The sequence below is a fragment of the Mycobacterium sp. E3251 genome (assembly GCF_001666835.1).
Taxonomy (GTDB): Bacteria; Actinomycetota; Actinomycetes; order Mycobacteriales; family Mycobacteriaceae; genus Mycobacterium.
Map to the genome: position 1 here is coordinate 65,934 of NZ_LZJF01000201.1, position 26,281 is coordinate 92,214.

21 protein-coding genes and 3 rRNA genes are annotated in these 26,281 nt (G+C 63.3%); 10 read left to right on the forward strand and 14 right to left on the reverse strand.

Annotated elements, in window-relative coordinates:
• Positions 1–23: 23 nt before the first annotated feature.
• Positions 24–491 carry a methylmalonyl-CoA epimerase gene (gene mce / locus A5697_RS26280; protein ID WP_082953605.1) on the forward strand — a complete coding sequence of 156 codons (468 nt, stop codon included), beginning with the start codon at positions 24–26 and terminating at the stop codon, positions 489–491.
• On the opposite strand, the gene A5697_RS27490 is transcribed toward mce, so the two are convergent.
• Positions 492–788: a hypothetical protein gene (locus A5697_RS27490; protein WP_082953606.1), complete on the reverse strand. Its 297-nt coding sequence runs from the start codon at positions 786–788 to the stop codon at positions 492–494.
• Positions 789–807: 19 nt separating this feature from the next.
• The gene (gene nucS, locus A5697_RS26285) at positions 808–1,479 is read right to left on the reverse strand and encodes an endonuclease NucS (protein WP_067950998.1); all 672 of its coding nucleotides are present in this window, start codon (positions 1,477–1,479) and stop codon (positions 808–810) included.
• A gap of 45 nt (positions 1,480–1,524) precedes the next feature.
• Between nucS and A5697_RS26290 the strand changes: the two genes are divergently transcribed.
• Positions 1,525–3,138, forward strand: coding sequence for an adenylate/guanylate cyclase domain-containing protein (locus A5697_RS26290; protein WP_067950999.1), 1,614 nt, complete (start codon positions 1,525–1,527; stop codon positions 3,136–3,138).
• A 64-nt stretch (positions 3,139–3,202) separates the two neighbouring features.
• A complete protein-coding gene (locus A5697_RS28210) occupies positions 3,203–3,580 on the forward strand; it encodes a hypothetical protein (RefSeq protein WP_197501123.1) in 378 nt (125 codons plus the stop codon).
• Between the two features lie 17 nt (positions 3,581–3,597).
• On the opposite strand, the gene A5697_RS26295 is transcribed toward A5697_RS28210, so the two are convergent.
• A complete protein-coding gene (locus tag A5697_RS26295) occupies positions 3,598–4,842 on the reverse strand; it encodes an MFS transporter (protein ID WP_197501124.1) in 1,245 nt (414 codons plus the stop codon).
• A 91-nt stretch (positions 4,843–4,933) separates the two neighbouring features.
• On the opposite strand from A5697_RS26295, the gene A5697_RS26300 reads away from it, so the two are divergent.
• Together A5697_RS26300 and A5697_RS26305 are read left to right on the forward strand one after the other, a co-directional pair.
• The gene (locus tag A5697_RS26300) at positions 4,934–5,815 is read left to right on the forward strand and encodes a LysR family transcriptional regulator (protein ID WP_068012679.1); all 882 of its coding nucleotides are present in this window, start codon (positions 4,934–4,936) and stop codon (positions 5,813–5,815) included.
• 179 nt (positions 5,816–5,994) lie between these two features.
• Positions 5,995–6,768, forward strand: a complete 774-nt coding sequence (locus A5697_RS26305; RefSeq protein WP_156673459.1) for a hypothetical protein — start codon at positions 5,995–5,997, stop codon at positions 6,766–6,768.
• A 490-nt stretch (positions 6,769–7,258) separates the two neighbouring features.
• On the opposite strand, the gene A5697_RS26310 is transcribed toward A5697_RS26305, so the two are convergent.
• Entirely contained in the window at positions 7,259–7,567 is a 309-nt protein-coding gene (locus A5697_RS26310) for a hypothetical protein (RefSeq protein ID WP_067951006.1), read from the reverse strand.
• Positions 7,568–8,182: 615 nt separating this feature from the next.
• On the opposite strand from A5697_RS26310, the gene A5697_RS26315 reads away from it, so the two are divergent.
• Positions 8,183–8,848 carry a CAP domain-containing protein gene (locus A5697_RS26315; RefSeq protein ID WP_156673460.1) on the forward strand — a complete coding sequence of 222 codons (666 nt, stop codon included), beginning with the start codon at positions 8,183–8,185 and terminating at the stop codon, positions 8,846–8,848.
• Between the two features lie 66 nt (positions 8,849–8,914).
• On the opposite strand, the gene A5697_RS26320 is transcribed toward A5697_RS26315, so the two are convergent.
• Complete coding sequence (locus A5697_RS26320; protein ID WP_156673461.1) at positions 8,915–9,316, reverse strand: hypothetical protein; 402 nt, start codon at positions 9,314–9,316, stop codon at positions 8,915–8,917.
• Between the two features lie 449 nt (positions 9,317–9,765).
• On the opposite strand from A5697_RS26320, the gene A5697_RS26325 reads away from it, so the two are divergent.
• Positions 9,766–10,377: a hypothetical protein gene (locus tag A5697_RS26325; RefSeq protein ID WP_067951011.1), complete on the forward strand. Its 612-nt coding sequence runs from the start codon at positions 9,766–9,768 to the stop codon at positions 10,375–10,377.
• Positions 10,378–10,446: 69 nt separating this feature from the next.
• On the opposite strand, the gene A5697_RS26330 is transcribed toward A5697_RS26325, so the two are convergent.
• Positions 10,447–13,218 carry a LuxR family transcriptional regulator gene (locus A5697_RS26330; RefSeq protein ID WP_067951012.1) on the reverse strand — a complete coding sequence of 924 codons (2,772 nt, stop codon included), beginning with the start codon at positions 13,216–13,218 and terminating at the stop codon, positions 10,447–10,449.
• Between the two features lie 267 nt (positions 13,219–13,485).
• On the opposite strand from A5697_RS26330, the gene A5697_RS26335 reads away from it, so the two are divergent.
• Together A5697_RS26335 and A5697_RS26340 are read left to right on the forward strand one after the other, a co-directional pair.
• On the forward strand, positions 13,486–14,982 hold the full coding sequence (locus A5697_RS26335) for a DNA-3-methyladenine glycosylase 2 family protein (RefSeq protein WP_067951014.1): 1,497 nt from the start codon (positions 13,486–13,488) through the stop codon (positions 14,980–14,982).
• Entirely contained in the window at positions 14,979–15,482 is a 504-nt protein-coding gene (locus A5697_RS26340) for a methylated-DNA--[protein]-cysteine S-methyltransferase (protein ID WP_067951015.1), read from the forward strand. The genes A5697_RS26335 and A5697_RS26340 overlap by 4 nt, the downstream gene beginning before the upstream one ends.
• Before the next feature lie 60 nt (positions 15,483–15,542).
• On the opposite strand, the gene rrf is transcribed toward A5697_RS26340, so the two are convergent.
• The 4 genes from rrf to murA form a co-directional block, all read right to left on the reverse strand.
• Positions 15,543–15,655 (reverse strand): 5S ribosomal RNA (gene rrf, locus A5697_RS26345).
• Positions 15,656–15,747: 92 nt separating this feature from the next.
• A 23S ribosomal RNA gene (locus tag A5697_RS26350) occupies positions 15,748–18,845 on the reverse strand.
• 282 nt (positions 18,846–19,127) lie between these two features.
• A 16S ribosomal RNA gene (locus tag A5697_RS26355) occupies positions 19,128–20,656 on the reverse strand.
• The 16S, 23S and 5S rRNA genes sit together here, the layout of an rRNA operon.
• 368 nt (positions 20,657–21,024) lie before the next feature.
• A complete protein-coding gene (gene murA, locus A5697_RS26360) occupies positions 21,025–22,278 on the reverse strand; it encodes a UDP-N-acetylglucosamine 1-carboxyvinyltransferase (protein WP_067951017.1) in 1,254 nt (417 codons plus the stop codon).
• Positions 22,279–22,418: 140 nt separating this feature from the next.
• Between murA and A5697_RS26365 the strand changes: the two genes are divergently transcribed.
• Positions 22,419–23,003, forward strand: coding sequence for a cob(I)yrinic acid a,c-diamide adenosyltransferase (locus A5697_RS26365; protein WP_068012681.1), 585 nt, complete (start codon positions 22,419–22,421; stop codon positions 23,001–23,003).
• 15 nt (positions 23,004–23,018) lie between these two features.
• Here the strand turns inward: A5697_RS26365 and A5697_RS26370 are convergent, their stop codons facing one another.
• Genes A5697_RS26370 through A5697_RS26385 form a run of 4 tightly spaced genes read right to left on the reverse strand, consistent with a single transcriptional unit; the run spans position 23,019 to position 26,278 of the window.
• Positions 23,019–23,462 (reverse strand): DUF2550 domain-containing protein, encoded by a 444-nt coding sequence (locus tag A5697_RS26370; RefSeq protein WP_082953607.1) that lies wholly within the window; start codon positions 23,460–23,462, stop codon positions 23,019–23,021.
• A 17-nt stretch (positions 23,463–23,479) separates the two neighbouring features.
• Positions 23,480–23,845 (reverse strand): F0F1 ATP synthase subunit epsilon, encoded by a 366-nt coding sequence (locus A5697_RS26375; RefSeq protein ID WP_067951021.1) that lies wholly within the window; start codon positions 23,843–23,845, stop codon positions 23,480–23,482.
• Positions 23,846–23,880: 35 nt separating this feature from the next.
• Entirely contained in the window at positions 23,881–25,347 is a 1,467-nt protein-coding gene (gene atpD / locus A5697_RS26380; RefSeq protein ID WP_067951023.1) for a F0F1 ATP synthase subunit beta, read from the reverse strand.
• Between the two features lie 22 nt (positions 25,348–25,369).
• Positions 25,370–26,278: a F0F1 ATP synthase subunit gamma gene (locus tag A5697_RS26385; protein WP_068012682.1), complete on the reverse strand. Its 909-nt coding sequence runs from the start codon at positions 26,276–26,278 to the stop codon at positions 25,370–25,372.
• Between the last annotated feature and the right edge of the window lie 3 nt (positions 26,279–26,281).

The window sequence follows — 26,281 nt, forward strand, 5'->3', positions numbered from 1 at the left end:
CTTTGCCGCCAGGTTACCTTTATGTGATGACGACCGATCAAGTTGACGCCCGTCAGATCCTGGCCACCGGCCTGGTGACGGCGATCGATCACGTCGGCATCGCAGTCGCCGACCTGGACGCGGCAATCGCCTGGTATCACGACCACCTCGGCATGAACGTGGTGCACGAGGAAGTCAACGAGGAGCAGGGAATCCGCGAGGCCATGCTGGCCGTGCGCGGCGCACCGGCCGGTACCGCGCAGATCCAGCTGATGGCCCCGTTCGACGACTCCTCGACCATCGCGAAGTTCCTCGACAAGCGCGGGCCGGGCATTCAGCAGATGGCGGTTCGCGTGGGCGACCTCGACAGCGTGATCGAGCATCTGCGATCCCAGGGCATCCGGTTGATCTACGACGCGCCGCGCCGCGGCACGGCAAACTCGCGGATCAACTTCATCCACCCCAAGGACGCCGGCGGCGTTCTCATCGAGCTGGTCGAACCGGCCGCCTGATCACGACCACTTCCGGGTCGGGCCCCGCGTGGCGCGGTGGCTCCAGCACGGGGTGTGCCAATGCCGCCGATCGTCAGCTCCCCCGAGTGTCGAATCGGTCGGCCACACCACGAGATGTGCGGTACCGGCGCGTATTTCGTGATCACAACCGGGACAGCGGTAGGTCTTGACCGCACGGTCCGCCGCGACGGGCCGGACTTCGTACTCGTGGCCGTCGGGCCCGATCTCCAAGCGGCGCGGCACCAGGGGAGGCAGTGACGCCCGCTGCCGACGTGGCGGTGTGCGGCGTCTAGCCATGTCACCAGCCTAACGGGGTTCAGAACAGCCGGTATTCGTCGCTGTCCATTCCTCGCATCTTGTCGTAATCCAGTGTGATGCAACGGATCCCGCGGTCGGTGGCCAGCGTGCGCGCTTGCGGCTTGATCTGCTGTGCGGCGAACACCCCCTTCACCGGCGCGAGCACGCTGTCGCGATTGAGCAACTCGAGGTAGCGGGTGAGCTGCTCAACGCCGTCGATCTCGCCGCGTCGCTTGATTTCCACCGCGACGGAACCGCCTTGCTCGTCACGGCAGAGCAGGTCGACGGGCCCGATGGCGGTCATGTATTCGCGACGCACCAGCGTGTAGCCCTCGCCGAGCAGTTGCACGTGCTCGGCGAGCAACGCCTGCAAGTGGGCTTCGACGCCGTCCTTGACCAGGCCGGGGTCCACCCCGAGGTCGTGGCTGGAATCGTGCTCGACCTCCTCGACGGTGATGCGCAGCTGTTCCCCGGCCTTGTTCTGGACGACCCACACTGGCACCTGATCACCGGGCTCCTCGGTGAGCCAGCAAGGTGGACTCATCCAATTCAGCGGCTTGTAGGCGCGATCGTCGGCGTGCACGCTGACCGATCCGTCGGCCTTGAACAGCAACAACCTGCGGGCCGACGGAAGATGCGCGGTGAGCCGGCCGACATAGTCCACAGTGCACTGGGCGATCACTAGACGCACCCGACTCACCTTAGAGCGTGGCCGACAAATTAGGCTGACGCCACCATGTCGGCCAACCAGAGCTTGGCAAAACGCATCGGCCGGGTGCTCGAGACGGTCACCCGGCAGAGCGGGCGGCTCCCAGAGACCCCGGCGTACGGCTCGCTGCTGCTGGGACGCGTTTCGGAAAGCCAGCGACGTCGCCGCATTCGCATCCAGGTCATCCTGACGGTGTTGGTCTTGGGCGCCAATCTGATCGGCATCGCCGTCGCGCTGCTCCTGGTGACCATCGCCATTCCGCAGCCCAGCGTGTTCGACGCGCCGTGGTGGATCACCTTCGCGGCATCACCGGCATATATCGCGCTGGCACTGGCGGTGGGCACCTATTGGATCACCCGCAGGACCGTCGTATCGCTGCGCTGGGCGATCGAGGAGCGCACGCCGAACCGGGAGGACGAGCGAAACACTTTTCTGGCCCCATGGCGCATCGCCCGCTTCGATCTCGTCCTGTGGGGCGTCGGGGCGACGGTCCTGACGACGCTTTACGGACTGGTCAACACGCTATTCATCCCGCGCTTCCTCATCGCGGTGGGCATCTGCGGAATCTTGGTGGCGACCGGCAGTTATCTGCTCGCCGAGTTCGCGCTGCGCCCGGCGGCGGCCCAAGCGCTCGAAGCAGGGCCACCGCCGCGGCGATTCGCCTCGGGGATCATGGGCCGGACCATGGTGGTCTGGTTCCTCGGCTCGGGCCTGCCCGTTCTCGGTATTGGCTTCCTGGCCGGCTTCCAAGCCCTGATGCGCAATCTGACCGAAACGCAATTCGCCGTCGGCGTGCTGATCGTGTCGATCGCCACGCTCATCTTCGGTTGCCTCTTGATGTGGATCCTGGCCTGGCTCACCGCAACTCCCGTGCGCGTGGTCCGCGCGGCGCTGAGGCGTGTCGAGCGCGGTGATCTGCGGGGCGACCTCGTCGTGTTCGACGGGACCGAACTCGGTGAACTACAACGCGGATTCAACGCGATGGTGGACGGGCTGCGCGAGCGCGAACGCGTTCGCGACCTGTTCGGCCGGCACGTTGGGCGAGAGGTGGCCCTGGCCGCCGAACGCGAGCGACCGAAGCTGGGCGGCGAAGAACGGCACGTGGCGGTGGTATTCATCGACATCGTCGGGTCGACCAAGCTGGTGACGAGCCGGCCCGCGTCGGAGATCGTCCAGTTGCTCAACCAATTCTTCGGAATAGTCGTGGAGGAAGTGGACCGACACTGCGGGCTGGTCAACAAGTTTGAGGGCGATGCCACGCTGGCCGTGTTCGGGGCCCCCAATCATTTGGACTGCCCCGAAGAGCAAGCGCTGGCCGCCGCGCGTGCCATCGCCGAGCGGCTGAACGACGAAATCTCTGAGTGCCGGGCCGGTATCGGCGTGGCGGCCGGCCAAGTCGTGGCCGGGAACGTCGGCGCCAGGGAACGCTTCGAATACACCGTGATCGGCGGACCGGTCAATGAGGCGGCCCGGCTGTGCGAACTCGCCAAGTCGTACCCGGGCCTACTGCTCGCGGCGGCCGACGCGCTGGAAGGGGTCGGTGAGAAGGAGCGCGCCCGTTGGTCTTTGGGCGAGACCGTGACCCTCCGTGGACACGAGAACCCCACGCGGCTCGCCATGCCCACCGACCCGGCGGAGTGATTGATTTCGGACCCGAGTGGGTAAGGGGTTTATGGACATCGCCCCTCTAGAGATTGGTGTTGACATGACCGGAAGTGGAACTGTCCGCCGTGTTGCCGTCGCGGCGGGCATCGCCGCGGCAATCGCGCTGAGTTCGTTCACCGCCGGATGTAGCTCGAACAACAACAACAAGAACCCGACGACCTCGACCGTTACCACCACCGTCACCACGCCCGCGAGCGTCACCACGACGGCGCCGGCGGCGACGACTCCCGCCGGACCGGGCGGCGGCCCCGAGACCGGACCCGGTGGCGCCACGACCGCCGGACCGGGTGGTTCCGGCGCCGGCGCCGGGCCAGGAGGGGCGAGCGCGGGTGTGCCGGGCGCCGGGGCTTCCGCTGGACCCGGGGGCGCGGGCGCCTGCGCCGGCGGTGTTTGCGTCGGGACCCCTCCCGCCCCGTAACCGCCTGCCGGGCGCAATCAATAATGGGTGGTCAAGGCTGCAACGAGGTGGTTAATGGTGCGGGAGTCGCTCTCCCGCACCAACATCGCCACGAGGCCCGAGCCGGCCACCAGCAGTGCGCCGACGAAACCGACGACCGCGGGCCAGCCGTGGACGCCGTAAATGAGGCCGCCGACCGCGCCGGCGACTGATCCGCCCAAGTAATAGCTGAATAAATACAGCGCGGACGCCTCCGCGCGGTCGGTTTGCGCCAACGCGCCCACCCAACCGCTGGCCACGGTGTGCGCGGCGAAGAAACCACCCGTGAAGACGCCGACGCCCACCACTACCGCGGCCAGGGCGTGCGACACCGTCAGCAGTAGACCCGTCATCGTGACCGGCAAGGCGACTCCGAGCACGAGTGGGCGTCCCCTGCTGTCGGCGAGCCGCCCGGCGACCAGCGATGTCCAGGTGCCGACCAGGTACAGCAGGAACAGCAGGCCAACAACCGACGGAGCGAGGCCGAACGGCCGCGCGGTCAGCCGGTAGCCAAGGTAGTTGTACACGGTCACGAATCCACCCATCAGCACGAATCCCACCGCGAAGAGCTTCAGCAGTAAGGGATTTCGCAGATGTGCCGCGAGGTTACACACGCTGGCCCGCGCACTCGTCTCTTTCGCTTCGAAGAACTGAGACCTCGGCACCAGGACAGCGAAGACCACCGTGCCGGCCAGCGTCGTCAGGGAACACACCAGCAGCGCGACCCGCCAATTGCTGACCTCGATAACGAACGACGGGACGAGGCGACCGGCCAGTCCGCCGACCGTCGTTCCGGCGATGTAGCGGCCCATCGCCGATCCGAGCGACGAAGCGTGCACCTCCTCGGCCAGGAACGCCATCGCGACAGCGGGTATCCCTGCCAGGGCGACGCCGTGCACCGCGCGGCCGACGAGCAGCACGCCGAGCGTCGGACTGAATGGCAGCAACAGCCCGATCACGCTGGACGCCAGGCCGGAGGTCAGCATCACTGGGATTCGCCCGTAGCGCTCGGATACCACGCTCGCGGGAATGACGGCCAGCGCCAGCATTCCAGTAGTCAGCGAGACCGTCAGCGCCGCGACGGCGGGGGTGATCCGGTAGGACGCGGACAAGGCCGGAAGCAACGCCTGTGTGCAGTACATCGCGGCGAAACTGGCGAGACCGGCGCCGTACAGCGCCGTTGTCAGCCGGCGATATCCGCTGGTTCCGGCTCGGTGCGCGACGGCAGAGGGGCGCTCAGGCATAGCAACGATGCTTCCGGCCTGCGCAGTACAACGGAAATGAATTATTCATTGATCTGTTATGCAATAATCGAATAAGTAGAGGTGGTGGCATGTGGGCGACGATTACGAGTGGTTCGTCACACTCGCGGAGCTAGAGCACGTCACCGCGGCCGCCGAGCAGCTGCACCTGGCGCAGCCGACGCTCACCCGGATGCTGGCGCGCCTGGAAAGGCGACTGGGCGTGGCGCTGTTCGATCGCCGCGGCAAGCGACTATCTCTGAACACGTATGGCCGCATCTTTTACGAGCACGCACGGCGGGCACAGTCGGAGCTCGACTCGGCCCGGCGCGCAATCGACGACCTGGCCAATCCGGCTGTCAGCGAGATCCGGTTGGGATTCCTCGGTTCGTTCGGAGCGACGGTGGTGCCGCGCTTGATCGCCGGATTCAAGGAAGTATCGCCACGAGTGACGTTCGCGCTCCAGGAGGGTGCGGCCGAATCGGTCGGCGACCTCGTGCAATCCGGAGAAGTCGACGTCGGTGTGGTGTCCCCACGCCCGCGGCGGGCGGTTCTCGCCTGGCGCAGCCTCTTTCGGCAGCGGCTCGGTATCGCCGTCCCGCCGGGGCATCGATTCACCGGCAGTGCGTCGGTATCCATGACCGAGCTGGCCGACGAGCCCGTCGTGGCCATGCACCCCGGGTTCGGCATGCGTCGATTGCTCGACGAGCTTTGTGTCGCAGCGCATTTCCAGCCGCGGATCGTATTGGAAGCGGCGAACCTCACCACGACCGCGGGCCTGGTGGCCGCCGGACTGGGCGTCGGCCTGATGCCCATCGACGGCAGCGACTACGCACCGGGGTTGAGCGTGCTGCCGCTGGCCGACGCCGACGCGTACCGCGACGTGGGGATGATCTGGGATTCGGGCCGGCCGCTTTCCCGCCCGGCCCGCGATTTCATCGCGGCCGCCGCGGCAGTCCGTCAGCGACAGCCTTAGGTCGGCGCGGTCCGCCGGCTTACCCAACACGATTCGATTGGTTGGCTGTGCCGATCAATAGGGAAATTCCTTATTTGTTCCTCTCCCCCAACACGCGAGAGTTGCTAGCGGAGCAGACCACAACGTTCGACTGATGCGCGGCACACCGATCCGTGAGTACAGGGCAAAGGAGAAAAGCAATGGCGAGAATGCGGCTTTCGGTATCTCTGAGCCTCATGACGACAGCGGCCACCGGTGTCGCCCTGTTCTCCGTGAGCGCGCCAGTGGGGATTGCCCGCGCTGATCAGCAGGACATGAAGCAATACGTCAACAACGAGCGCCGTTCCACCAGCTGTCCAGGGCTGACGGACCGCGCCGACCTCGACAATGCGGCTCAACAGTATGCGAACACCGAGAAGACCCCGGTGCAGTCAGGCGGCTACCGGGGCGCCGTCGTCGCCTTCCTCGGCTCAGGCGATCCGTACGCCAAGGCCGCTGACAGCGCCATGGCTAAGGCGAAAGGTGCCGTCCACGACTGCAAGTACACCGACTATGGCGTGGGTTTCATCCGACATGAAGATCGCAGTGTCGACGTCGTGACCATCGTGCTCGGCGCGGAAAACCCCACGCCGACCGTCTCTCCGCCGTCCAACCAGGCGCATGGACCGGGGCTCGATTTGGAACAGAGTGCCGTCGTTCAGGCACGCAGCGGAACCAGCTGCCCAGGGCTGGCCTACCAAACCGCACTTGAAGGCGTGGCGCAACAGTACGCCAGAACAGAGAGTCCCGCGTTCGCGCCCGGCCAGACAGGATTTCTGGCATCCGGTGATCCCACGGTCAGAGCCATTGACAGCCTGATCCCTAAAGCCCACAACGCGATCGCCGATTGCAGCAACACGGTGTACGGCGTGGGCTTCGTCCGGCACGACGACAGAAATGTCAGCGTCGTCACGGTTGTGCTTGCAAAGCACTGACCCGACTGTTTCTGTGTCGACCGACGCGTAATGTCCTTCGGCGCCAACTACTTACCCAGCAAGTGCCTCAGTCCTGATGTGCCACACGCCGCCGGTCATATCCTGCGCTCCCTTGAACATCACCTGCACCGACGCTAGCGGCCACATCCCAAAACTGTTGACAGTTAAGCTCTGCCGAGGGGCGGTACTTGAGTAGCTGCCGTTACCCGGTCGGCAGGAATGCCCGCCTGCAGACAGGCTCGGGTGACCAGGTCGGCGGAATCGGCCGAGAAGATTCCGAACATGTAGGCGTCCTCCGGTACCGAGACGGCGTAGAGCAACTGAGGGGGATGGGCTTGGGCGGCAAGGGCCGCCAGTGATCGTCGCAGGGACTGCGCCATGTCCGCGATAAGTAGCTCATCGCTTTGGCGGGTGTACCACTCCGCCAGATAACACGGTGACGAAGCAACATCATCAGCCGTCACAACATGCACCCCGAGCTATCCGGGCTCTAACGCGGCACTTGCGGGGCGATTTCACGGGCCAGTTTTACCGCAGCGGCATTCGCGTCGTCGGGCGAGAGCCGCAAGACTGCGACCTGCACCGTATTGACGCGATTGCCGGCAGCGAATTCGACTTCACCGCCACCCAGATAACGCATCCCGTCCGGCCCCGGCCTGGAGGTGTCCGGGAAGCTCGGCGCTGGAAGCTTGTTGTTCAGGGCGGTGCCGGGGTTGCTGATCGTGAGTGAGACGGATTCCTCAGTCGCGGTGTTCTGCCACGTGCAGTCGGCTTGTTGCGGATCCTTGCCCGTCGCCACACCCGGAGCCGGCGCGCCTAGTAGTGACGAAATCTCCTGTGGCGCAACCATAGAGCAGGCGTCAATGCGTGCCGCAACCGGCGGCTTGGAGGCGGCGGTCGACTGCGACGCCGGTGCCCCGGCGGCGCCGGCGTTCAGACCGTTCGACCCACATGCGGCTAGCACGCAGCACACCGCGGCGATGGCCGGTATCCCTTGCGGGCGAGGCGGCCGGATCAGGATCGAACTTACCGACGCACCATTATTGCCAAATGCACGCATGGTTTACCTCCCACATCGCGAACCGGTGACTCGACGGCCCAACGAATTTCGACACTAGGAGCTTTGGATCGCGGCTATCAATAGGGAGTTCCCCTACACCCGCGCCGAGCGCGGCCGTCCGCGCCCGTTTAACGCACAAGAGACGCAACGCCGCGATACTGGCCCGTGTGTCATAGCCATAGGGAAATGCCCTATTGGCCGGCACACACATCGGGCATAGCGTCCAAATCGTCAGACGCAGCAGCAAAACCGTCATCACCGCTTGACGAGAACTGCACCGAGTGAGGCCCCATGACCAGATCACGACCACGCATAACGCTTGCGTCCGCAGCAGCGTCCGCAGGCGCCGTTGTCTTGGCGGCAGCCATCGCCACTCCGGCCGCACATGCTGATCCTCTCGACGCGATTCGGGGTGCGGTCAACGGCGCACGTGCCGAATCGACTTGTCCACCCTTGACGTATTCCGGTCAATTAGAAGCCGCCGCGCAGCAGCTCGCCAGACAACCGAGCGACGCCTACGAGCACATCAATCCCCACGGCTACCAGGGCGCCACGAGCGGTAACCTCGTTCGCGACGATCCCACGGCCAGAGCCACATCCGAACTCGTGGCACAGGAAAGGATCCCCATTCACGACTGCGCCAATAAGGATTACGGCGTAGGCATGTTTCGGGACGACGGAGCGGACAAGAGTGTTGTCGCCGTCGTGCTGGGTAAGCCGGCGCCGCCAAAAGCCCCGCCGGCGCCACCACCCTCGCCGAAAGCCGCACCAGATCCCCCGCCGGCGCCGGTCCACCAGCTCGCCAAAGTGGTTGGCGGGGACGCGGACGTGTTCAACATCGCACACAACGACGTTCCCGATCCCACGACCGGCGTAGTAGCGGTCAAGATCGGCAAGTTGACGAACGGCTCGCAGGTCTCGATTGAACCGCCCTGCAAAAACGGTTGGTGCTGGGTCGATTCGACTCAGATAAAACGCGGTTATGGCTTCGTGGAGCAGAGTCACCTGCAGCTAAGTTAACGGACCATAACCTGCATGGCGCGGGAAAGCGCACGCGGCAGCCGACCCTCCCCGCCGTGGCCGAAGCTAGACCGGGCGCGCGGCTTGAGTACTGACCTCCATGCCATGGCCGGTGTGGTCATTGGTGAAGACGAAGCTGTCGCCCGTAGCCGCGACGGTCCAGCCTTGCGCCTCGTACGCCCCGGGCTGTAGCTCAACCTTGCCCGCAAGCGCTCCCAGGTCAGCCTCGACGAATTGGAATTTGCCGTCGGCGCTGACGCTCACGGCATGGAATGGCTGACCGTTGCCGCGAGGAGGCCAGCTGTCCGAGGAGGTTTGACAGGCGACCAGTTCGGCGCTGATCGAACAACTAATCGCCCGCGATGCCAAGGTCACACGCACATACCCGTGGTCGTTGGGGACCAAGGGAGTGGGGGGCACGGGAGGCGTCGAGGTCGAGATCAACCGATACGAGCGCGGCTCCGTCATGCCGGTTGACCTCGTGGCGGCCACCGCGGCCAAGATCACAGCAATAAGGGCGGCCAGCTGCCGAGCTTTGATACGCATCGCATCGAACCCCTGTCGCTTGTATTGAACGCGCGAGGACCAACGCTATCGGCGCAGCGGCCGGCTTTGCATCAGGGAAATCACTACATTTCGACGCGCTCGGTGAGCATGCCGCATAGCGAGACGCCCCCAGGTCGGCTTCGAAACTTATAGGGAAACTCCGTATTCCACCTCGAACCCGGCCGCCTTAGCGTTGAGCAGCGAACAGAGGGCATATGGCGACAGGAGTTGTTCTGATGTCTTGGTATTCGGCGCCACAGGCCACGTCCGTGAAAGAGCCCCGCCGCGAGTCGGAGCGGCCTTCGCGACACGAGCACCACCGGACCGCACCGCTAGCCGCGTTGCTGCTCGGTGCGGTCCTTGCAAGCTGCATGACCGTTCTGCCCAGCGCTTCCGCGAATGGCGGCTGCATTCCCGGCGACGCCCCCGGCCAGGTTCCGCGCCAAGCCCGCCCCGGCGACAACGTGTGCGTCTCGTCAACGGTCGCGGCGGAAGTTCAATCCGAGAACGCGGCCGCAGCCGCGGGCCAGGGCTACGCCGGTGGAGGCGCTTACGGACCCAAGACGTGTGTCTCGGGGTTGGTATGGCGCGAGGCATTCGACGGCGATGCGGTGTGTGTCAGCCCGCAGAGGCGCACCGAAACGTGGCAGGAAAACGCCAATGCTGGGGTCGGCGCCACCGGCGGACTGAAGCCACAAACCAACTCGACAGCGTCCGGTCAGCACACGGTGACGTACCAGGTCCTGGGAGCGGGTGACGTCTTCTCAGCCATTCCCGACCCCGGCACGCCGGTGTATCCGGCCAGCAACACCACCTGGGTTTCTACGCCGTGGTCGCAGACGGTACAAGTATCCGGAAGCAAGTTCCTGGCCTTGAATTACACGGACCACCACGGTACTCACGACTGCTCGATCTTGGTGGACGGTCAGCCCGTACACCTCACTGAGCACAAGCCAGGACGCTGCGCTTACCAGATTCCTTAGTAAGCGGCGTCCAACTCCTTCCGCCTCGGGGATTCCTTCGCCCGCAGACCCGGGTACTCAGACCGGTTGCTAGGAGTCGCTTTTCAGTTGGTCCAGGCGACGGCCTAGTTCCGCACGGGATCGGATGCCGAGTTTGCGATAGATCCTAGAGAGGTGCACTTCCACGGTCTTAGGACTGACGAAGAGTGCAGCGGCGATGTCGTGATTCGTTCTGCCACCCGCCGCCAGGTCGGCGATCCGTTGCTCCGCTGACGTCAGCACCTTCGACTCACCTCGGCCGAAGTTGATGCGTTCCAATGAGGTTCGCGCACGTCGCTCCCAAAGCGGCGTGTTGAGCTCTTCGAAGGCGGCCGCGGCTGTACGCATCGCTGTAGCGGCGACTTCTCGGCTGCGCTGCCTGCGCAGAATCTCACCAAGGAGCAATTGCGTCCGGGCCCGCTCAAACGGCATCGGTAGCCGCTCATGCTCGGCCATCGCGCGTTCGGCAGCCTCCAGCGCGGCACTCAGATCTCGTCTACCGGCCAAGAGCATCGCCCGGCAACGGGACCCCAATGCCAGCATCCACGGCCTGTCCAACCGATGTCCGTTGCCCTCCAGAACGTCAATCAGGCTCAGGGCCTCGTCGAATCGGCCAAGGTGAATCAGCGCTTCGGCCGCATCGGGTAGAAACGGGGTGACATAGATTTCCGTGGCGCGCGGGTTCTGCTCGAATCGACCCAGCAGCGGTGCCACAGTCTGCAGCACCGCCTCGTAGTTGCCGAGGGAAAGTTCAAGAAAGCCAAGTGTGGTCGTCGGCCACACCGTGACCAGTGCTGGCGAGTCGCACCGCTGCGCTGCGCTAAGCGCCGCGCGGGCATCGCGGCGAGCTACAGGCTCGTCGCCGGCGTAGGCGGCCACCATGGCCTGGATCATCAGTGCCACCGCCAGCGGCAGGTCCTCGTCGAGGAGGCGCGCACGCTGCAGGGCATCCTCACCGATGAGCGATGCTTCCGCGAAGTCGCCACGCCAGATCTCGTTGAGCGCGCCATGGAAGGCATCGACCATCATCTCGCTGTCCGCACCACGCTCGGCATAGCGCTGCCGAATCGTCCTGAGCTCCCGGCGCCCCTCCTCTAGGCGTCCCGTCGCGTTGAGCAGCGCGGCGCGCTGAAGAGTTGGCCACAGCATGGCCGACGACGGCTCTTCGCCGTCGTCGAGCAGCACCGCCGTTCGCAAGGTCGCTTCGTCGAAACCGTCACCGACCAGGAAGTGCACCAGAACTTGCATGCTCAACGCCTGGCTCAGGACCTGACGGTCGTCTAGCCGGGCCGCCCTGTTCACCGCCTCGTTGGCCGCCTGCACGGCGGCGTCGAACTCGTGAGTGTTGATCCGGGCGAAGGACAACGACACCAATATCCGACCCAGCAACCCGTTGTCTCCGGTGGCCGCGTCCGCCGCTCGCTGCAGCAACCGAGCGCCTTCTCGGGAACTGCCGTCGAGCAACGCCCACAGTCCCAGCAAGCTTAGGGCCTCGGCGTGCACCCGCACCGCTGCCGGGGTCTCGAGCACTTCCTCGAGAACCTCGCGTGCGCGAGCTGCATCGCCGGCGCTGAAGTGTAGTGTCGCGCAACGGATCCTACGCTCAGGATCATTTGCGCCGAGCTCGTTGGCTAATTCGGCGAACTCGGCGGCCGCCGCCGGTGCCCCACGCCTGCTGGCCAACTCAGCGGCGGCATCAAGGGCCTCCAGCGTTGCCGCGTCACCGTGGGTGGCGGCCAGCGCCAGGTGGCGAGCGCGCAATTCCGGGTGGTCAACCAGCGCCGCCAGACGCCTGTGCATGGCGCGCCGTTGCGACGGTGCGGCTGCGGTATAAACGGCAGCGATGAGTAGTGGGTGAGTGAATCGGAGCCGGTTACGGTCGATTGTGATGATGCCGCGCTGCTCTGCGACGAGCAGTCGTTGAACACATTCATCGACGCCCCGACCTGCCGCCTTCGACACGACGTCTACCGTCGGTTCGGCCAGACATGCTGCGGCAAGAAGGATTTCGCGCACATCCTCATCGAGCACCCCGATTTTGGAAGTTACCAGCCCGGTCAATGTGGCTGGCAGGGTCATCTCGATGCCCGTTTGCCCCTCGGGTATGGCGCGCGCTAATTCGATGGCGTAGAAGGGATTGCCGCCAGAGGCGTCGTGAATGCGCAACATGGCATGCCTTGAAACCGAGCGCCCCAGCCGCGCCGTGATGACTTGATGCAGTCCGCCGACGGTCAAGGGTTTGAGCGCAAGTCGCCTCATCGCATTGGGGTTCTCGAGCTGCAGCCACGATACGTCGTCAGCATCGCCAGTCCGCACGGTCGCCAACAACCCCACGGGACCGGAAAACCGTCGTGCGGCGAACGCGACAATGCGAGCACTGGAAGGGTCCAGCCATTGGAGGTCGTCGATGGCCACCAGCACCGGAGCGCTATCCGACAGGATCTCGATCGCCGAAACGAACGCCGCCGCAACCGCACGTTGGTCCGTTGCCTGTCCATCGGCACTGACCTGCAACAGAATTCGGTCGACCGCCGCCCGTTGCGGTGCCGGTAGCGCGTCGAGAACGTCCGCCCCGACAGTTGAAAAAAGGTCAGCCAAGGAGACGTAGGCCGTCACCGATTCGGTGGCCGCGGCATGCGCGGAAAGCACATGCATGCCTCGTGCGCGGGCCCGGTCGATAGCTGCCAACCACAGGGTGGTCTTGCCGATTCCCGCTTCGCCCTCCAAGAGCAAGCATGCGGTCGTTGTGGTGCACGCATCGAGAAATTCGGAGATGGCTTCGGACTCCGCCGCACGACTCCCCGGTAGCAGTGGCCCGTCCATAAGCGTCAGTGGGAAGGACCGCCAGCGAATGAACAAATGCCGGCGCCGAACACGGCTGGGCGAGCCGACTCGCCTGACCCCACAAGCCGTGGCCAATCGCGGCGTGGGAGCCTGCTCATGATCCGGGGCAATTTGACATAAAACGAAACATATAGGTGCTCTAACAGGCCTGCAACCTCGACACGTGCGGCAAGGGACAGCGACGGTCCGCACTACCATGTCGTTTTTCCGCCAGTTTTGTCGGCGGGCGGGTGTAAGTCTTGAGGCGTGCACGAAGACTTCGAACGCTGCTACCGCGCCGTCCAGTCCAAGGACGCGCGGTTCGACGGCTGGTTCGTCACGGCGGTGCTGACAACGGGCATCTATTGCCGGCCCAGCTGCCCGGTGCGTCCGCCTTTCGCCCGCAACGTCCGGTTCTATCCGACCGCCGCCGCTGCTCAGCGCGCAGGATTTCGGGCATGTAAGCGGTGCCGTCCCGACGCGTCTCCGGGATCGCCGGAATGGAATGTGCGCGGCGACGTCGTTGCACGAACGATGCGGCTCATCGCCGACGGCACGGTGGACCGCGAAGGTGTCGGCGGGCTGGCGGCCCACCTCGGTTACACCACCCGCCAGTTGGAGCGGCTGTTGCAGGCCGAGGTCGGGGCCGGCCCGCTCGCACTGGCCCGGGCCCAACGGGCGCAGACCGCCCGCCTGCTCGTCGAGACCACGAACCTGCCCTTCGGCGACATCGCGTTCGCGTCCGGCTTTTCGAGCATTCGCCAGTTCAACGACACCGTGCGTGCGGTCTTCGACAACGCGCCGACGGAGCTGCGCCGACGCGCGGCGGATCCTTCGGGTGCCGCAAGGCTCGGAGCGGCGTCGGCGGGGACGGTCAGCCTGCGGTTGCCGGTGCGGACACCATTCGCCTATGAGGGCGTCTTCGGTCATCTCGCCGCCGGCACGGCGCCCGGATGCGAGGAGGTCCGCGATGGTGCGTACCGACGCAGCCTGCGCCTTCCGTTCGGCAGCGCCGTGGCCGCCCTGACACCGGCGGTCGACCACGTCCGCTGTGTGCTCACTCTCGACGACTTCCGTGACCTGACTACTGCGATCGCCCGCTGCCGACGGCTGCTGGATCTCGACGCCGACCCCGAGGCGGTGGACGGCGCGCTGGCTGGGGACCCGTACCTGGCTCCCGTGGTGGCCAAGGCGCCCGGCCAACGCATTCCGCGCACCGTCGACGAGGCCGAGCTGGCCGTGCGGGCGGTCCTGGGGCAGCAGGTGTCGACAAAGGCGGCCAGAACCCACGCCGGCCGCCTTGTCGCGGCGTACGGGGAGCCGGTCGCCGACCCCGATGGCGGATTGACCCACACCTTCCCGTCAGCGGAGCAGCTGGCCGAGATCGACCCCGTCCACTCGGCGGTCCCCGAAGCCCGGCGACGAACCCTCAACGCACTCGTCGCCCGTCTCGCCGACGGCAGTATCGTCCTGGACAGCGGGAGCGACTGGGAGGCCGCCCGCAGGCAATTGCTGGATGTGCCGGGGGTGGGCCCATGGACCGCAGAGGTGATTGCGATGCGCGGCCTCGGTGACCCCGACGCGTTCCCCGCCACCGACCTCGGCCTTCGCCTGGCCGCCAAGCAGCTGGGCTTACCGAGTGGCGAGCGGGCCCTGGTCGCCCATGGCGTCCAGTGGCGCCCTTGGCGCTCCTACGCAACCCAGTACCTATGGACCACCCTCGAGCATCCGGTTAACCAATGGCCACCACAGGAGGTCGCATGATCGAGTACCGCACCATCGACAGCCCGATCGGGCCGCTGACCCTTGCCGGCCAGGACTCGGTTCTGACCATGCTTCGAATGGTCGACCAGACCTACGAGCCAAGCCGCACCGGCTGGGCCCCGAATCCGGCGGCATTCAACGAGGCTACTGAGCAACTCAACGCATATTTCGAGGGCGAACTCACGGAGTTCGATTTCGAATTCGAGCTGCGCGGCTCCACATTCCAGCGGAGAGTGTGGGAGGCCCTTCGGACTATCCCCTATGGCGAAACGAGATCGTACGGACAAATCGCGGACCAGATCGGCGCTTCCGGTTCCGCACGAGCCGTGGGATTGGCCAATGGCCACAACCCGATTGCGATTGTCATTCCCTGCCACCGCGTTATCGGTGCCAACGGCAGCCTTACCGGCTACGGTGGCGGCCTCGACCGAAAGCGGACGCTGCTCGCATTGGAAAAGAAACGCGCTTCGGTGAATTCGGCTTTGACGCTATTCGATTAGGAACGCGCCGGCGTCAGCGAATGCAAAAACACCCCCGTCGCCGGGGGTGTTTTTGTGTATGTTCGGCGGTGTCCTACTTTTCCACCCGGATGGGCAGTATCATCGGCGCTGACAGGCTTAGCTTCCGGGTTCGGAATGGGACCGGGCGTTTCCCTGTCGCTGTGGCCGCCGTAACTCTATTTAAATTTGGTTTCGGTGGGGGGTGTGGCGTCAGAGCGTCCCGCGACTAATAGTCGCTGGAACTGAAAAGTGGTTGCGATTGTGTATAAGTAAGTTTTCGGCCGGTTAGTGCCAGTTCCCTACACCCATTACTGGGCTTCCAGGTCTGGCCTATCGATCCCGTGGTCTGCGGGGGGCCTTATCCCTCTAAAAGGGTGAGAAACCTGATCTTGGAGAAGGTTTCCCGCTTAGATGCTTTCAGCGGTTATCCTGTCCGAACGTGGCTATCCAGCCGTGCCCCTGGTGGGACAACTGGTATACCAGAGGTTCGTCCGTCCCGGTCCTCTCGTACTAGGGACAGGTTTCCTCAAGTTTCTGACGCGCGCGGCGGATAGAGACCGAACTGTCTCACGACGTTCTAAACCCAGCTCGCGTGCCGCTTTAATGGGCGAACAGCCCAACCCTTGGGACCTGCTCCAGCCCCAGGATGCGACGAGCCGACATCGAGGTGCCAAACCATCCCGTCGATATGGACTCTTGGGGAAGATCAGCCTGTTATCCCCGGGGTACCTTTTATCCGTTGAGCGACACCCCTTCCACTCGGGGGTGCCGGATCACTAGTCCCGACTTTCGTCCCTGCTTGACTTGTAAGTCTCGCAGTCAAGCTCCCTTGTGCACTTACACTCAACACCTGATTGCCGTCCAGGTTGAGGGAACCTTTGGGCGCCTCCGTTACATTTTAGGAGGCAACCGCCCCAGTTAAACTACCCGCCAGGCACTGTCCGTGAACCCGATAAGGGTTCGACGTTAGGTGTCCAATACGATCAGAGTGGTATTTCAACAACGACTCCGCCCCAACTGGCGTTGGGGTTTCACAGTCTCCCACCTATCCTACACAAACCGTACCGAACACCAATACCAAGTTGTAGTGAAGGTCCCGGGGTCTTTTCGTCCTGCCGCGCGTAACGAGCATCTTTACTCGTAGTGCAATTTCGCCGAGTCTATGGTTGAGACAGTTGGGAAGTCGTTACGCCATTCGTGCAGGTCGGAACTTACCCGACAAGGAATTTCGCTACCTTAGGATGGTTATAGTTACCACCGCCGTTTACTGGGGCTTAAATTCTCCGCTTCACCTTACGGTTAACGGGTCCTCTTAACCTTCCAGCACCGGGCAGGCGTCAGTCCGTATACATCGTCTTGCGACTTCGCACGGACCTGTGTTTTTAGTAAACAGTCGCTACCCACTGGTTTCTGCGGCCGAATCCCGCTCCCACCGCAAGGGTGTTCACGGTATTCCGGCCCCCCTTCTCCCGAAGTTACGGGGGCATTTTGCCGAGTTCCTTAACCATAGTTATCTCGTACGCCTTGGTATGCTCTACCTGACCACCTGTGTCGGTTTGGGGTACGGGCCGTGTGTGTGCTCGCTAGAGGCTTTTCTTGGCAGCAGAGGATCACCGAATTCACCTCAATCGGCTATGCATCACCTCTCAGGATTAATGAGCGACGGATTTGCCTATCGCTCTCCCTACAGGTTTGCCCCAGTATTACCACTGACTGGTACGGCTACCTTCCTGCGTCACCCCATTGCTTGACTACTACCAGCGAAGGTCCCACGCAGCCGGCGATCCTCGCACCCCGAAGGGATTGATAGACCACCATTTGGGTGGTTAGTACCGCTGATTCGTCAGGGACGCCCACACACGGGTACGGGAATATCAACCCGTTGTCCATCGACTACGCCTGTCGGCCTCGCCTTAGGTCCCGACTCACCCTGGGCGGACTGGCCTGGCCCAGGAACCCTTGGTCTTACGGCGGGCAAGGTTCTCACTTGCCTTATCGCTACTCATGCCTGCATTCTCACTCCCCCAAACTCCACCACCGGTTACCCGGTAGCTTCGCTGCATGGGGGACGCTCCCCTACCCAACCTTGCGGTTGCCGCGGCTTCGGCGGTGTGCTTGAGCCCCGCTACATTATCGGCGCACAATCACTTGACCAGTGAGCTATTACGCACTCTTTCAAGGGTGGCTGCTTCTAAGCCAACCTCCTGGTTGTCTCTGCGACTGCACATCCTTTTCCACTTAGCACACGCTTAGGGGCCTTAGCCGGCGATCTGGGCTGTTTCCCTCTCGACGTACGGAGCTTATCCCCCGCCGTCTCACTGCCACGCTATACACCACGGCATTCGGAGTTTGGCTGACGTCAGTAACCTAGTAGGGCCCATCGGCCATCCAGTAGCTCTACCTCCGTGGTGAAACACGTAACGCTGCACCTAAATGCATTTCGGGGAGAACCAGCTATCACGGAGTTTGATTGGCCTTTCACCCCTACCCACAGCTCATCCCCTCAGTCTTCAACCTAAGTGGGTTCGGGCCTCCACGCGGTCTTACCCGCGCTTCACCCTGGCCATGGGTAGATCACTCCGCTTCGGGTCCAGAACACGCCACTACACCCCAAAGGGGATGCGCCCTATTCAGACTCGCTTTCGCTGCGGCTACCCCGCACGGGTTAACCTCGCGACGTGTCCCTGACTCGCAGGCTCATTCTTCAAAAGGCACGCCATCACCCCACAAGGAGGCTCTGACGGATTGTAGGCACACGGTTTCAGGTACTCTTTCACTCCCCTCCCGGGGTACTTTTCACCATTCCCTCACGGTACTAATCCGCTATCGGTCATCGAGAAGTATTTAGGCTTACCGGGTGGTCCCGGCAGATTCACAGCAGATTCCACGGGCCCGCTGCTACTCGGGAGTTGATACAAGGTAGGTGCCGGGTTTTCGCGTACCGGGCTTTCACCGTCTACGGCGGGCCGTCCCAGGCCACTTCCGCTAACCACGACACTTTATGACTACCCCTCAGCCAGGTAGAGCTGAGACATATCAATCCCACTACCCCGCACACACAACCCCTACCCGGTTACACATGCGTGCGGTTTAGCCTGTTCCGCGTTCGCTCGCCACTACTAACGGAATCACAATTGTTTTCTTCTCCTACGGGTACTGAGATGTTTCACTTCCCCGCGTTACCTCCCGCACCCTATATATTCAGATGCGGGTAACACGACATCACTCGTGCTGGGTTTCCCCATTCGGAAATCCTCGGATCAAAGCTCGGTTGACAGCTCCCCGAGGCATATCGCAGCCTCCCACGTCCTTCATCGGCTCTCGATGCCAAGGCATCCACCATGCGCCCTTAAACACTTACATACACACAAAAACCAAAGAAGAAATTACACATTTCAACGAATACGCGACCGTTGCCGGCAACGCATCCGTTTAGATGCTCGCAACCACTATCCAATACTCAAACACCACACCCCACCACCAAGATGGAGGGACACCACACGGACTGGCCGAGTGTTGTCTCAGGGCCCAATAGTGTGTCTGGCAATCATTTGCTGTTGTGCACCCGGCCCTCATCCACTACAGATGAGAACCCCGCACGGCTTACACCCCACCAATTGGGGTGTTTTTCGTGGTGCTCCTTAGAAAGGAGGTGATCCAGCCGCACCTTCCGGTACGGCTACCTTGTTACGACTTCGTCCCAATCGCCGATCCCACCTTCGACAGCTCCCTCCCAAAGGGTTAGGCCACTGGCTTCGGGTGTTACCGACTTTCATGACGTGACGGGCGGTGTGTACAAGGCCCGGGAACGTATTCACCGCAGCGTTGCTGATCTGCGATTACTAGCGACTCCGACTTCACGGGGTCGAGTTGCAGACCCCGATCCGAACTGAGACCGGCTTTAAAAGGATTCGCTTAACCTTACGGCATCGCAGCCCTTTGTACCGGCCATTGTAGCATGTGTGAAGCCCTGGACATAAGGGGCATGATGACTTGACGTCATCCCCACCTTCCTCCGAGTTGACCCCGGCAGTCTCTCACGAGTCCCCGGCATTACCCGCTGGCAACATGAGACAAGGGTTGCGCTCGTTGCGGGACTTAACCCAACATCTCACGACACGAGCTGACGACAGCCATGCACCACCTGCACACAGGCCACAAGGGAACGCCTATCTCTAGACGCGTCCTGTGCATGTCAAACCCAGGTAAGGTTCTTCGCGTTGCATCGAATTAATCCACATGCTCCGCCGCTTGTGCGGGCCCCCGTCAATTCCTTTGAGTTTTAGCCTTGCGGCCGTACTCCCCAGGCGGGGTACTTAATGCGTTAGCTACGGCACGGATCCCAAGGAAGGAAACCCACACCTAGTACCCACCGTTTACGGCGTGGACTACCAGGGTATCTAATCCTGTTCGCTCCCCACGCTTTCGCTCCTCAGCGTCAGTTACTGCCCAGAGACCCGCCTTCGCCACCGGTGTTCCTCCTGATATCTGCGCATTCCACCGCTACACCAGGAATTCCAGTCTCCCCTGCAGTACTCTAGTCTGCCCGTATCGCCCGCACGCTCACAGTTAAGCCGTGAGATTTCACGAACAACGCGACAAACCACCTACGAGCTCTTTACGCCCAGTAATTCCGGACAACGCTCGCACCCTACGTATTACCGCGGCTGCTGGCACGTAGTTGGCCGGTGCTTCTTCTCCACCTACCGTCAACTCACGAAGTGAGCCTTCGTCGATGGTGAAAGAGGTTTACAACCCGAAGGCCGTCATCCCCCACGCGGCGTCGCTGCATCAGGCTTGCGCCCATTGTGCAATATTCCCCACTGCTGCCTCCCGTAGGAGTCTGGGCCGTATCTCAGTCCCAGTGTGGCCGGACACCCTCTCAGGCCGGCTACCCGTCGTCGCCTTGGTAGGCCATCACCCCACCAACAAGCTGATAGGCCGCGGGCCCATCCCACACCGCAAAAGCTTTCCACCACAAGGCATGCGCCAAGTGGTCCTATCCGGTATTAGACCCAGTTTCCCAGGCTTATCCCGAAGTGCAGGGCAGATTGCCCACGTGTTACTCACCCGTTCGCCACTCGAGTACCCCCGAAGGGGCCTTTCCGTTCGACTTGCATGTGTTAAGCACGCCGCCAGCGTTCGTCCTGAGCCAGGATCAAACTCTCCAAACAAAATCTCCTCGCAGAACGAGGTGAATTTCAAATCAGAGAAAATCTGACCTAACAAAAAGACACCAAATAACTGGCATCAAAAATTGCCATACCCACACACGGGGAGTGCTAGGTATGGCCAAAAACAACAACAAATAAAAAGACCAAACACACTATTGAGTTCTCAAACAACACTTGTTTCGCCCGTTTTGGGGCAACCCTGCCAGCTTAATACAAGTCCGGCAGTGGAGTCAACTCCCAGTTTTGGTCTTCTAGAGACCGTTTCGGGAGCAGCCGTGCCAGGCTAGTACCAATCCAGCGAGGGAGTCAAGCGCCCGGGGTGTCGACCGCCTGGTGTGGCGACCGGCCCTGCGGGGCACTGACTTTGGTTACTCTACCCGCTCGATCTCCGCTCCCAAAATCGCCAGGTTTTCGACGAACAAGGGGTAGCCGCGATCGATGTGGAAGACGTCGTGGACCTCGGTGTCACCGTCCGCGACGAGCCCCGCCAGCACCAGGCCGGCGCCGGCCCGAATGTCCGAACACCACACCGGGGCGCTCGATAATTGCGGCAGTCCACGTACGACGGCATGGTGACCGTCCGTGCGGGCGTCGGCGCCCAACCGGATCATTTCTTCGACGAAGCGGAAGCGCGCCTCGAAAACGTTTTCCGTGATCATCGACGTGCCGTCGGCGATGGACGCCAGGGCGATCGCCATCGGCTGCAGGTCGGTCGGGAACCCGGGGAACGGCAGCGTCGCGACGTTGACGGCTTTGGGGCGTTCGTACTGCGTGATCCGGAAGCTGTCGTCCGTTTGGGTCACCGTCGCGCCGGCGTCGTGCAGTTTATGCAGCACCACCTGGAGGTGGGCCGGGTCGACGCCCGTCACCGAAATGTCGCCTCGGGTCATTGCGGCCGCGATGCCCCACGTGGCGGCGACGATGCGGTCCCCGATCACGCGGTGCTCGGTCGGGTGTAGCCGGGGAACGCCGGTGATGGTCATGGTCGGCGAACCCGCACCTTCGACCTGCGCGCCCATTTGATTCAACATGGTGCACAGGTCCACGACATCGGGCTCGCGCGCCGCATTGTGGATCGTGGTTACGCCCTCGGCCAAGACGGCGGCCATCAGGATGTTCTCGGTGGCTCCCACCGACGGGAACTCCAGCTGAATCTCCGCACCGCGCAACGTGTCGGCTTGGGCGACGACGCAGCCGTGCTCGATGTTGCATTGCGCGCCCAGTTGGCGCAGGCCCGACTGGTGCATGTCGAGCGGACGAGACCCGATCGCGTCACCGCCCGGCAGCGCCACCCTGGCCCGCTTGCACCGGCCGACCAGCGGACCCAGCACGCAGACCGATGCCCGGAACTGGCGCACCGCGGCGAAATCGGCGTCGTATTTCGGCTCGTCGGGCGAGGTGATGCGGGCGACGTCGCCGTCGAGCTCGACGGTGGCGCCGAGGCCACGCAACACCTCGGCCATCAAGGGCACATCGAGGATGTCGGGGCAGTTGGTGATAGTGCTGGTGCCTTCGGCCAGCAGGGTCGCCGCCATCAGCTTGAGCACACTGTTTTTGGCGCCGCCCACTGCGACTTCGCCGGACAACCGGTTGCCGCCGGTCACCACGAATCGCTCAGCCACCCGCGTCAGTCTAGTGAAGCGGTATCGGCTTGTCAGTCAGCCCAGCTCGGCGACGATGCGCTCCGTGCGGCGGAGTGAACAGGAGGCGGGCAATCGAGCCGAGCCTCCATGCCTACCCGGGGCGCAGTACCGTTTTGCTCATGGCGATACACCTGACCCGCATCTATACGCGAACCGGTGACGACGGCACGACGGGATTGAGTGACTTCTCGCGGGTCTCCAAAAACGACCCTCGCCTGGTCGCGTACGCCGATTGCGACGAGGCCAACTCGGCGATCGGCGTCGCGATCGCGATGGGGCAGCCCGACGAGGAAATCGCGGGCGTGCTGCGGCAGATCCAGAACGATCTGTTCGACGCCGGCGCTGACCTGTCGACCCCGGTGGTGGAAAACCCCGAATATCCGCCGCTGCGAATCACCCAGCCCTACATCGATCGACTGGAGGGCTGGTGTGACAAATATAACGAGCACCTGGCCGCGCTGAATTCCTTTGTGCTGCCGGGCGGTTCGCCGTTGTCGGCAATGTTGCACGTCGCCCGCACCATCGTCCGTCGAGCGGAGCGCTCGGCGTGGGCGGCGATCGATGCCACGCCGCAGCAGATCAACGTGCTTCCGGCGAAATACCTGAACCGCCTCTCGGATCTGCTTTTCATCCTGGCGCGCGCGGCAAACCCCGACGGCGACGTGTTGTGGAAGCCCGGCGGAGGCACACCGAGCGCGGGTTAGCCTGCGGCGCAGGGCTTAAACGCTGCGGCGACGAGCGCGTGGTGACGGACGGGACTCCAGCCAGGACAGGAAGGCCGTCAAAGCGCCCTTGTCCAGCGCGATCTCGTAACCGGTCCTGCGGTCCTGGGTCGTATCGCGCAGCTCCACCACGACGATCTCGTCGGTCATGATGTCGAATTCGTCGCCGCGCGGCGCACGCCGGGCGACGATCTCCACTCCCCTGCGGCTGATTCGACGGTCCGGCCATAATCGCAGGCTGGACAGTCGGTAGAACGCCGCCTCGCCGCCGCGGTACCGAATCACGCCGTGACGCCAGCCGTGACCTCCGACCGCGGGGATGTCCCGCATGATTCCCGCCGTGCCGCCCTGGCGCAGCTTCCACAACCGATAGCTCAGCGCGACGACCGCGCCCGCCAAGACGACAACGAGCGCGACCATGCTGATCATGGGCGCGCTCACTGTCTTCTCCGAGGCGGCTAGTCGATTGCGCCGACGGCGCGTAATCTGCCGCGCCCCCGCGCCGCGATGCGCGGGTCGTCGGACTCGGATTCCTCCCTGGCGGCGCTTTCGTCGATCTCGGATTCGAAAGCGGCGGACTCGGCCAGGACCGTCACCGTCTCCTCGGTGACCGACAGGAACCCACCTTCGATGGCGACCCGCAGATCGTCTTCGCCTTCGCGCTCGACGCGCACCATCGCGTCGTCGACCAACTGGGCGACAACAGGGATATGCCTGGGCAGAATGCCGATTTCACCGACGGTGGTGCGGGTGAACAGAAACGTTGCCTCGCCCGACCATATCTTCCGGTCGACCGCGACTATCTCAACGTTCAATTCAGCCATGCCACAGAGCCTTTCAGAGCCGTTTCACTCACGCCTCAGGAATCCAACTTGGCGCCGAAGCCTTCGGCCTTCTTGGCCAAGTCGTCGAGGCCGCCGATCAAGAAGAACGCCTGCTCCGGTATGTGGTCGAAGTCGCCCTTGGTCAGACGGTCGAACGCCTCGATGGTCTCCTTCAGCGGCACCGTCGAACCCGGCTGACCCGTGAACTGCTCGGCCGCCATCATGTTCTGCGAGAGGAACCGCTCGATGCGTCGTGCGCGCTGAACGAGCTGCTTGTCTTCTTCCGACAGCTCGTCGATACCGAGGATGGCGATGATGTCCTGGAGGTCCTTGTACCGCTGCAGGATTCGGATGACCTCCTGCGCCACCCGGTAGTGCTCGTCACCGACGACGCTCGGGTCCAGGATGGTCGAGCTCGATGCCAGCGGGTCCACCGCGGGGAAAATTCCCTTGGAGAACACCGAGCGCGACAGCTCGGTCGTCGCGTCCAGGTGAGCGAACGTCGTCGCCGGCGCGGGGTCGGTGTAGTCGTCGGCGGGCACGTAGACCGCCTGCATCGACGTGATCGAGCGGCCGCGCGTCGACGTGATGCGCTCCTGCAGCTCGCCCATCTCGTCGGCAAGCGTGGGCTGGTAACCCACGGCCGACGGCATGCGGCCGAGCAGTGTCGACACCTCGGAACCCGCCTGGGTGAAGCGGAAGATGTTGTCGATGAACAGCAGTACGTCCTGGCCGGCCTCGTCGCGGAACCACTCCGCCATCGTCAGCGCGGACAGCGCCACCCGCATACGGGTGCCGGGCGGCTCGTCCATCTGACCGAACACCAGCGCGGTGTCTTTGAGCACGTCGGCTTCTTTGAGCTCGACCCAGAGGTCGTTGCCCTCGCGGGTGCGCTCGCCCACGCCGGCGAAAACCGAAGTACCACCGAAGTTTCGGGCGATACGGTTGATCATCTCCTGGATGAGCACCGTCTTGCCCACGCCGGCACCGCCGAACAGCGCGATCTTGCCACCGCGCACGTACGGGGTGAGCAGGTCGACGACCTTGAGACCGGTTTCGAGCATCTCGGTGCGGGGCTCGAGCTCTTCGAACGCCGGGGGCTTGCGGTGGATCGACCAGTGCTCGAAGTCCTCGCCGTAGCCCGGCTTGTCCAGACAGTCTCCGAGCGCGTTGAAGACGTGACCCTTCACCTCTTGGCCGACCGGTACCGAGATCGGCTTGCCGCTGTCGGTCACCTCGACGCCGCGGACCAGGCCGTCGGTGGGCTGCAACGAAATGGTGCGAACCAGGTTGTCGCCCAGGTGCTGTGCGACCTCCAGCGTGAGGGTCTTCTTGAGTTCCTCGAACGTGATCTCGGCGTTGAGCGCGTTGAACAGTTCCGGTACGGATCCACGGGGGAACTCGACGTCGACCACGGGCCCGGTGATTCGTACCACGCGGCCGCTGGTCTCGGAGTTGGTGGACTTATCGGTCTTTTCTGTTGCTTCGGTAGTAGCAGCCATGTTTTTTCTTCTTCCTCGTGTGCTACTCGGCGTCGGCGAGTGCGTTTGCACCGCCGACGATTTCGCTGATCTCTTGGGTGATCTGAGCCTGCCGCTCGCGGTTCGCCATCAGCGTCAGCTCTTTGATCAGGTCGTCCGCGTTGTCGGTCGCCGACTTCATCGCTCGTTGGCGCGACGCGAGCTCCGATGCCGCCGATTCGAGTAGCGCGGCGTAGACGCGGGTCGTCACATACCGCGGCAGCAACGACTCGAAAAGCGTTGTCGCGTCTGGCTCGAACGAATACAGCGTATGAAGTTCCTCGGTGTCCTCGACATATTCCACGACCAGCGGGGCGATGCGGTGGGCCACCGCTGCCTGCGACATCATCGACTTGAACTCCGAGTAGACGATGTGCAGTTCGTCCACGCCTTGGTTGTCCGATGACTCGTCGTCGCCCGCACCCTTCATGAACGTCTCGACGAGAGTCGAAGCGATCTCGGCGGCGTTTTCGTAGCTGGGTTGCTCGGAGAAGCCCGTCCACGATTCGGTGATGTCCCAGTTGCGGAACTTGAAGTAGTTCAGCGCCTTCCGGCCGACCGTGTACACGACCGGCGTCTTGCCTTCCTCCCTCAGCAGCGAGAACAACTCCTCGGCCCGGCGGAAGATGCTGGAGTTGTACGCCCCGCACAATCCGCGGTCGGAGGACACCACCAGAACGCCGGCCCGCTTGGGTTCTTCTCTCTCGACCAGCAGAGGGTGATCGAGGGCGGCTTCGGACGACAGCGTGGTCAACATCGCGGTGATCTGAAACGCATAGGGCCTAGCGGCTTCCAGCCGAGCCTGCGCCTTACCGATGCGCGATGTCGCGATCATCTCCTGGGCCTTGGTGATCTTTTTGATCGACCCTGCCGAACGAATTCGACCGCGTAGTTCGCGAAGTGTTGCAGCCATTGT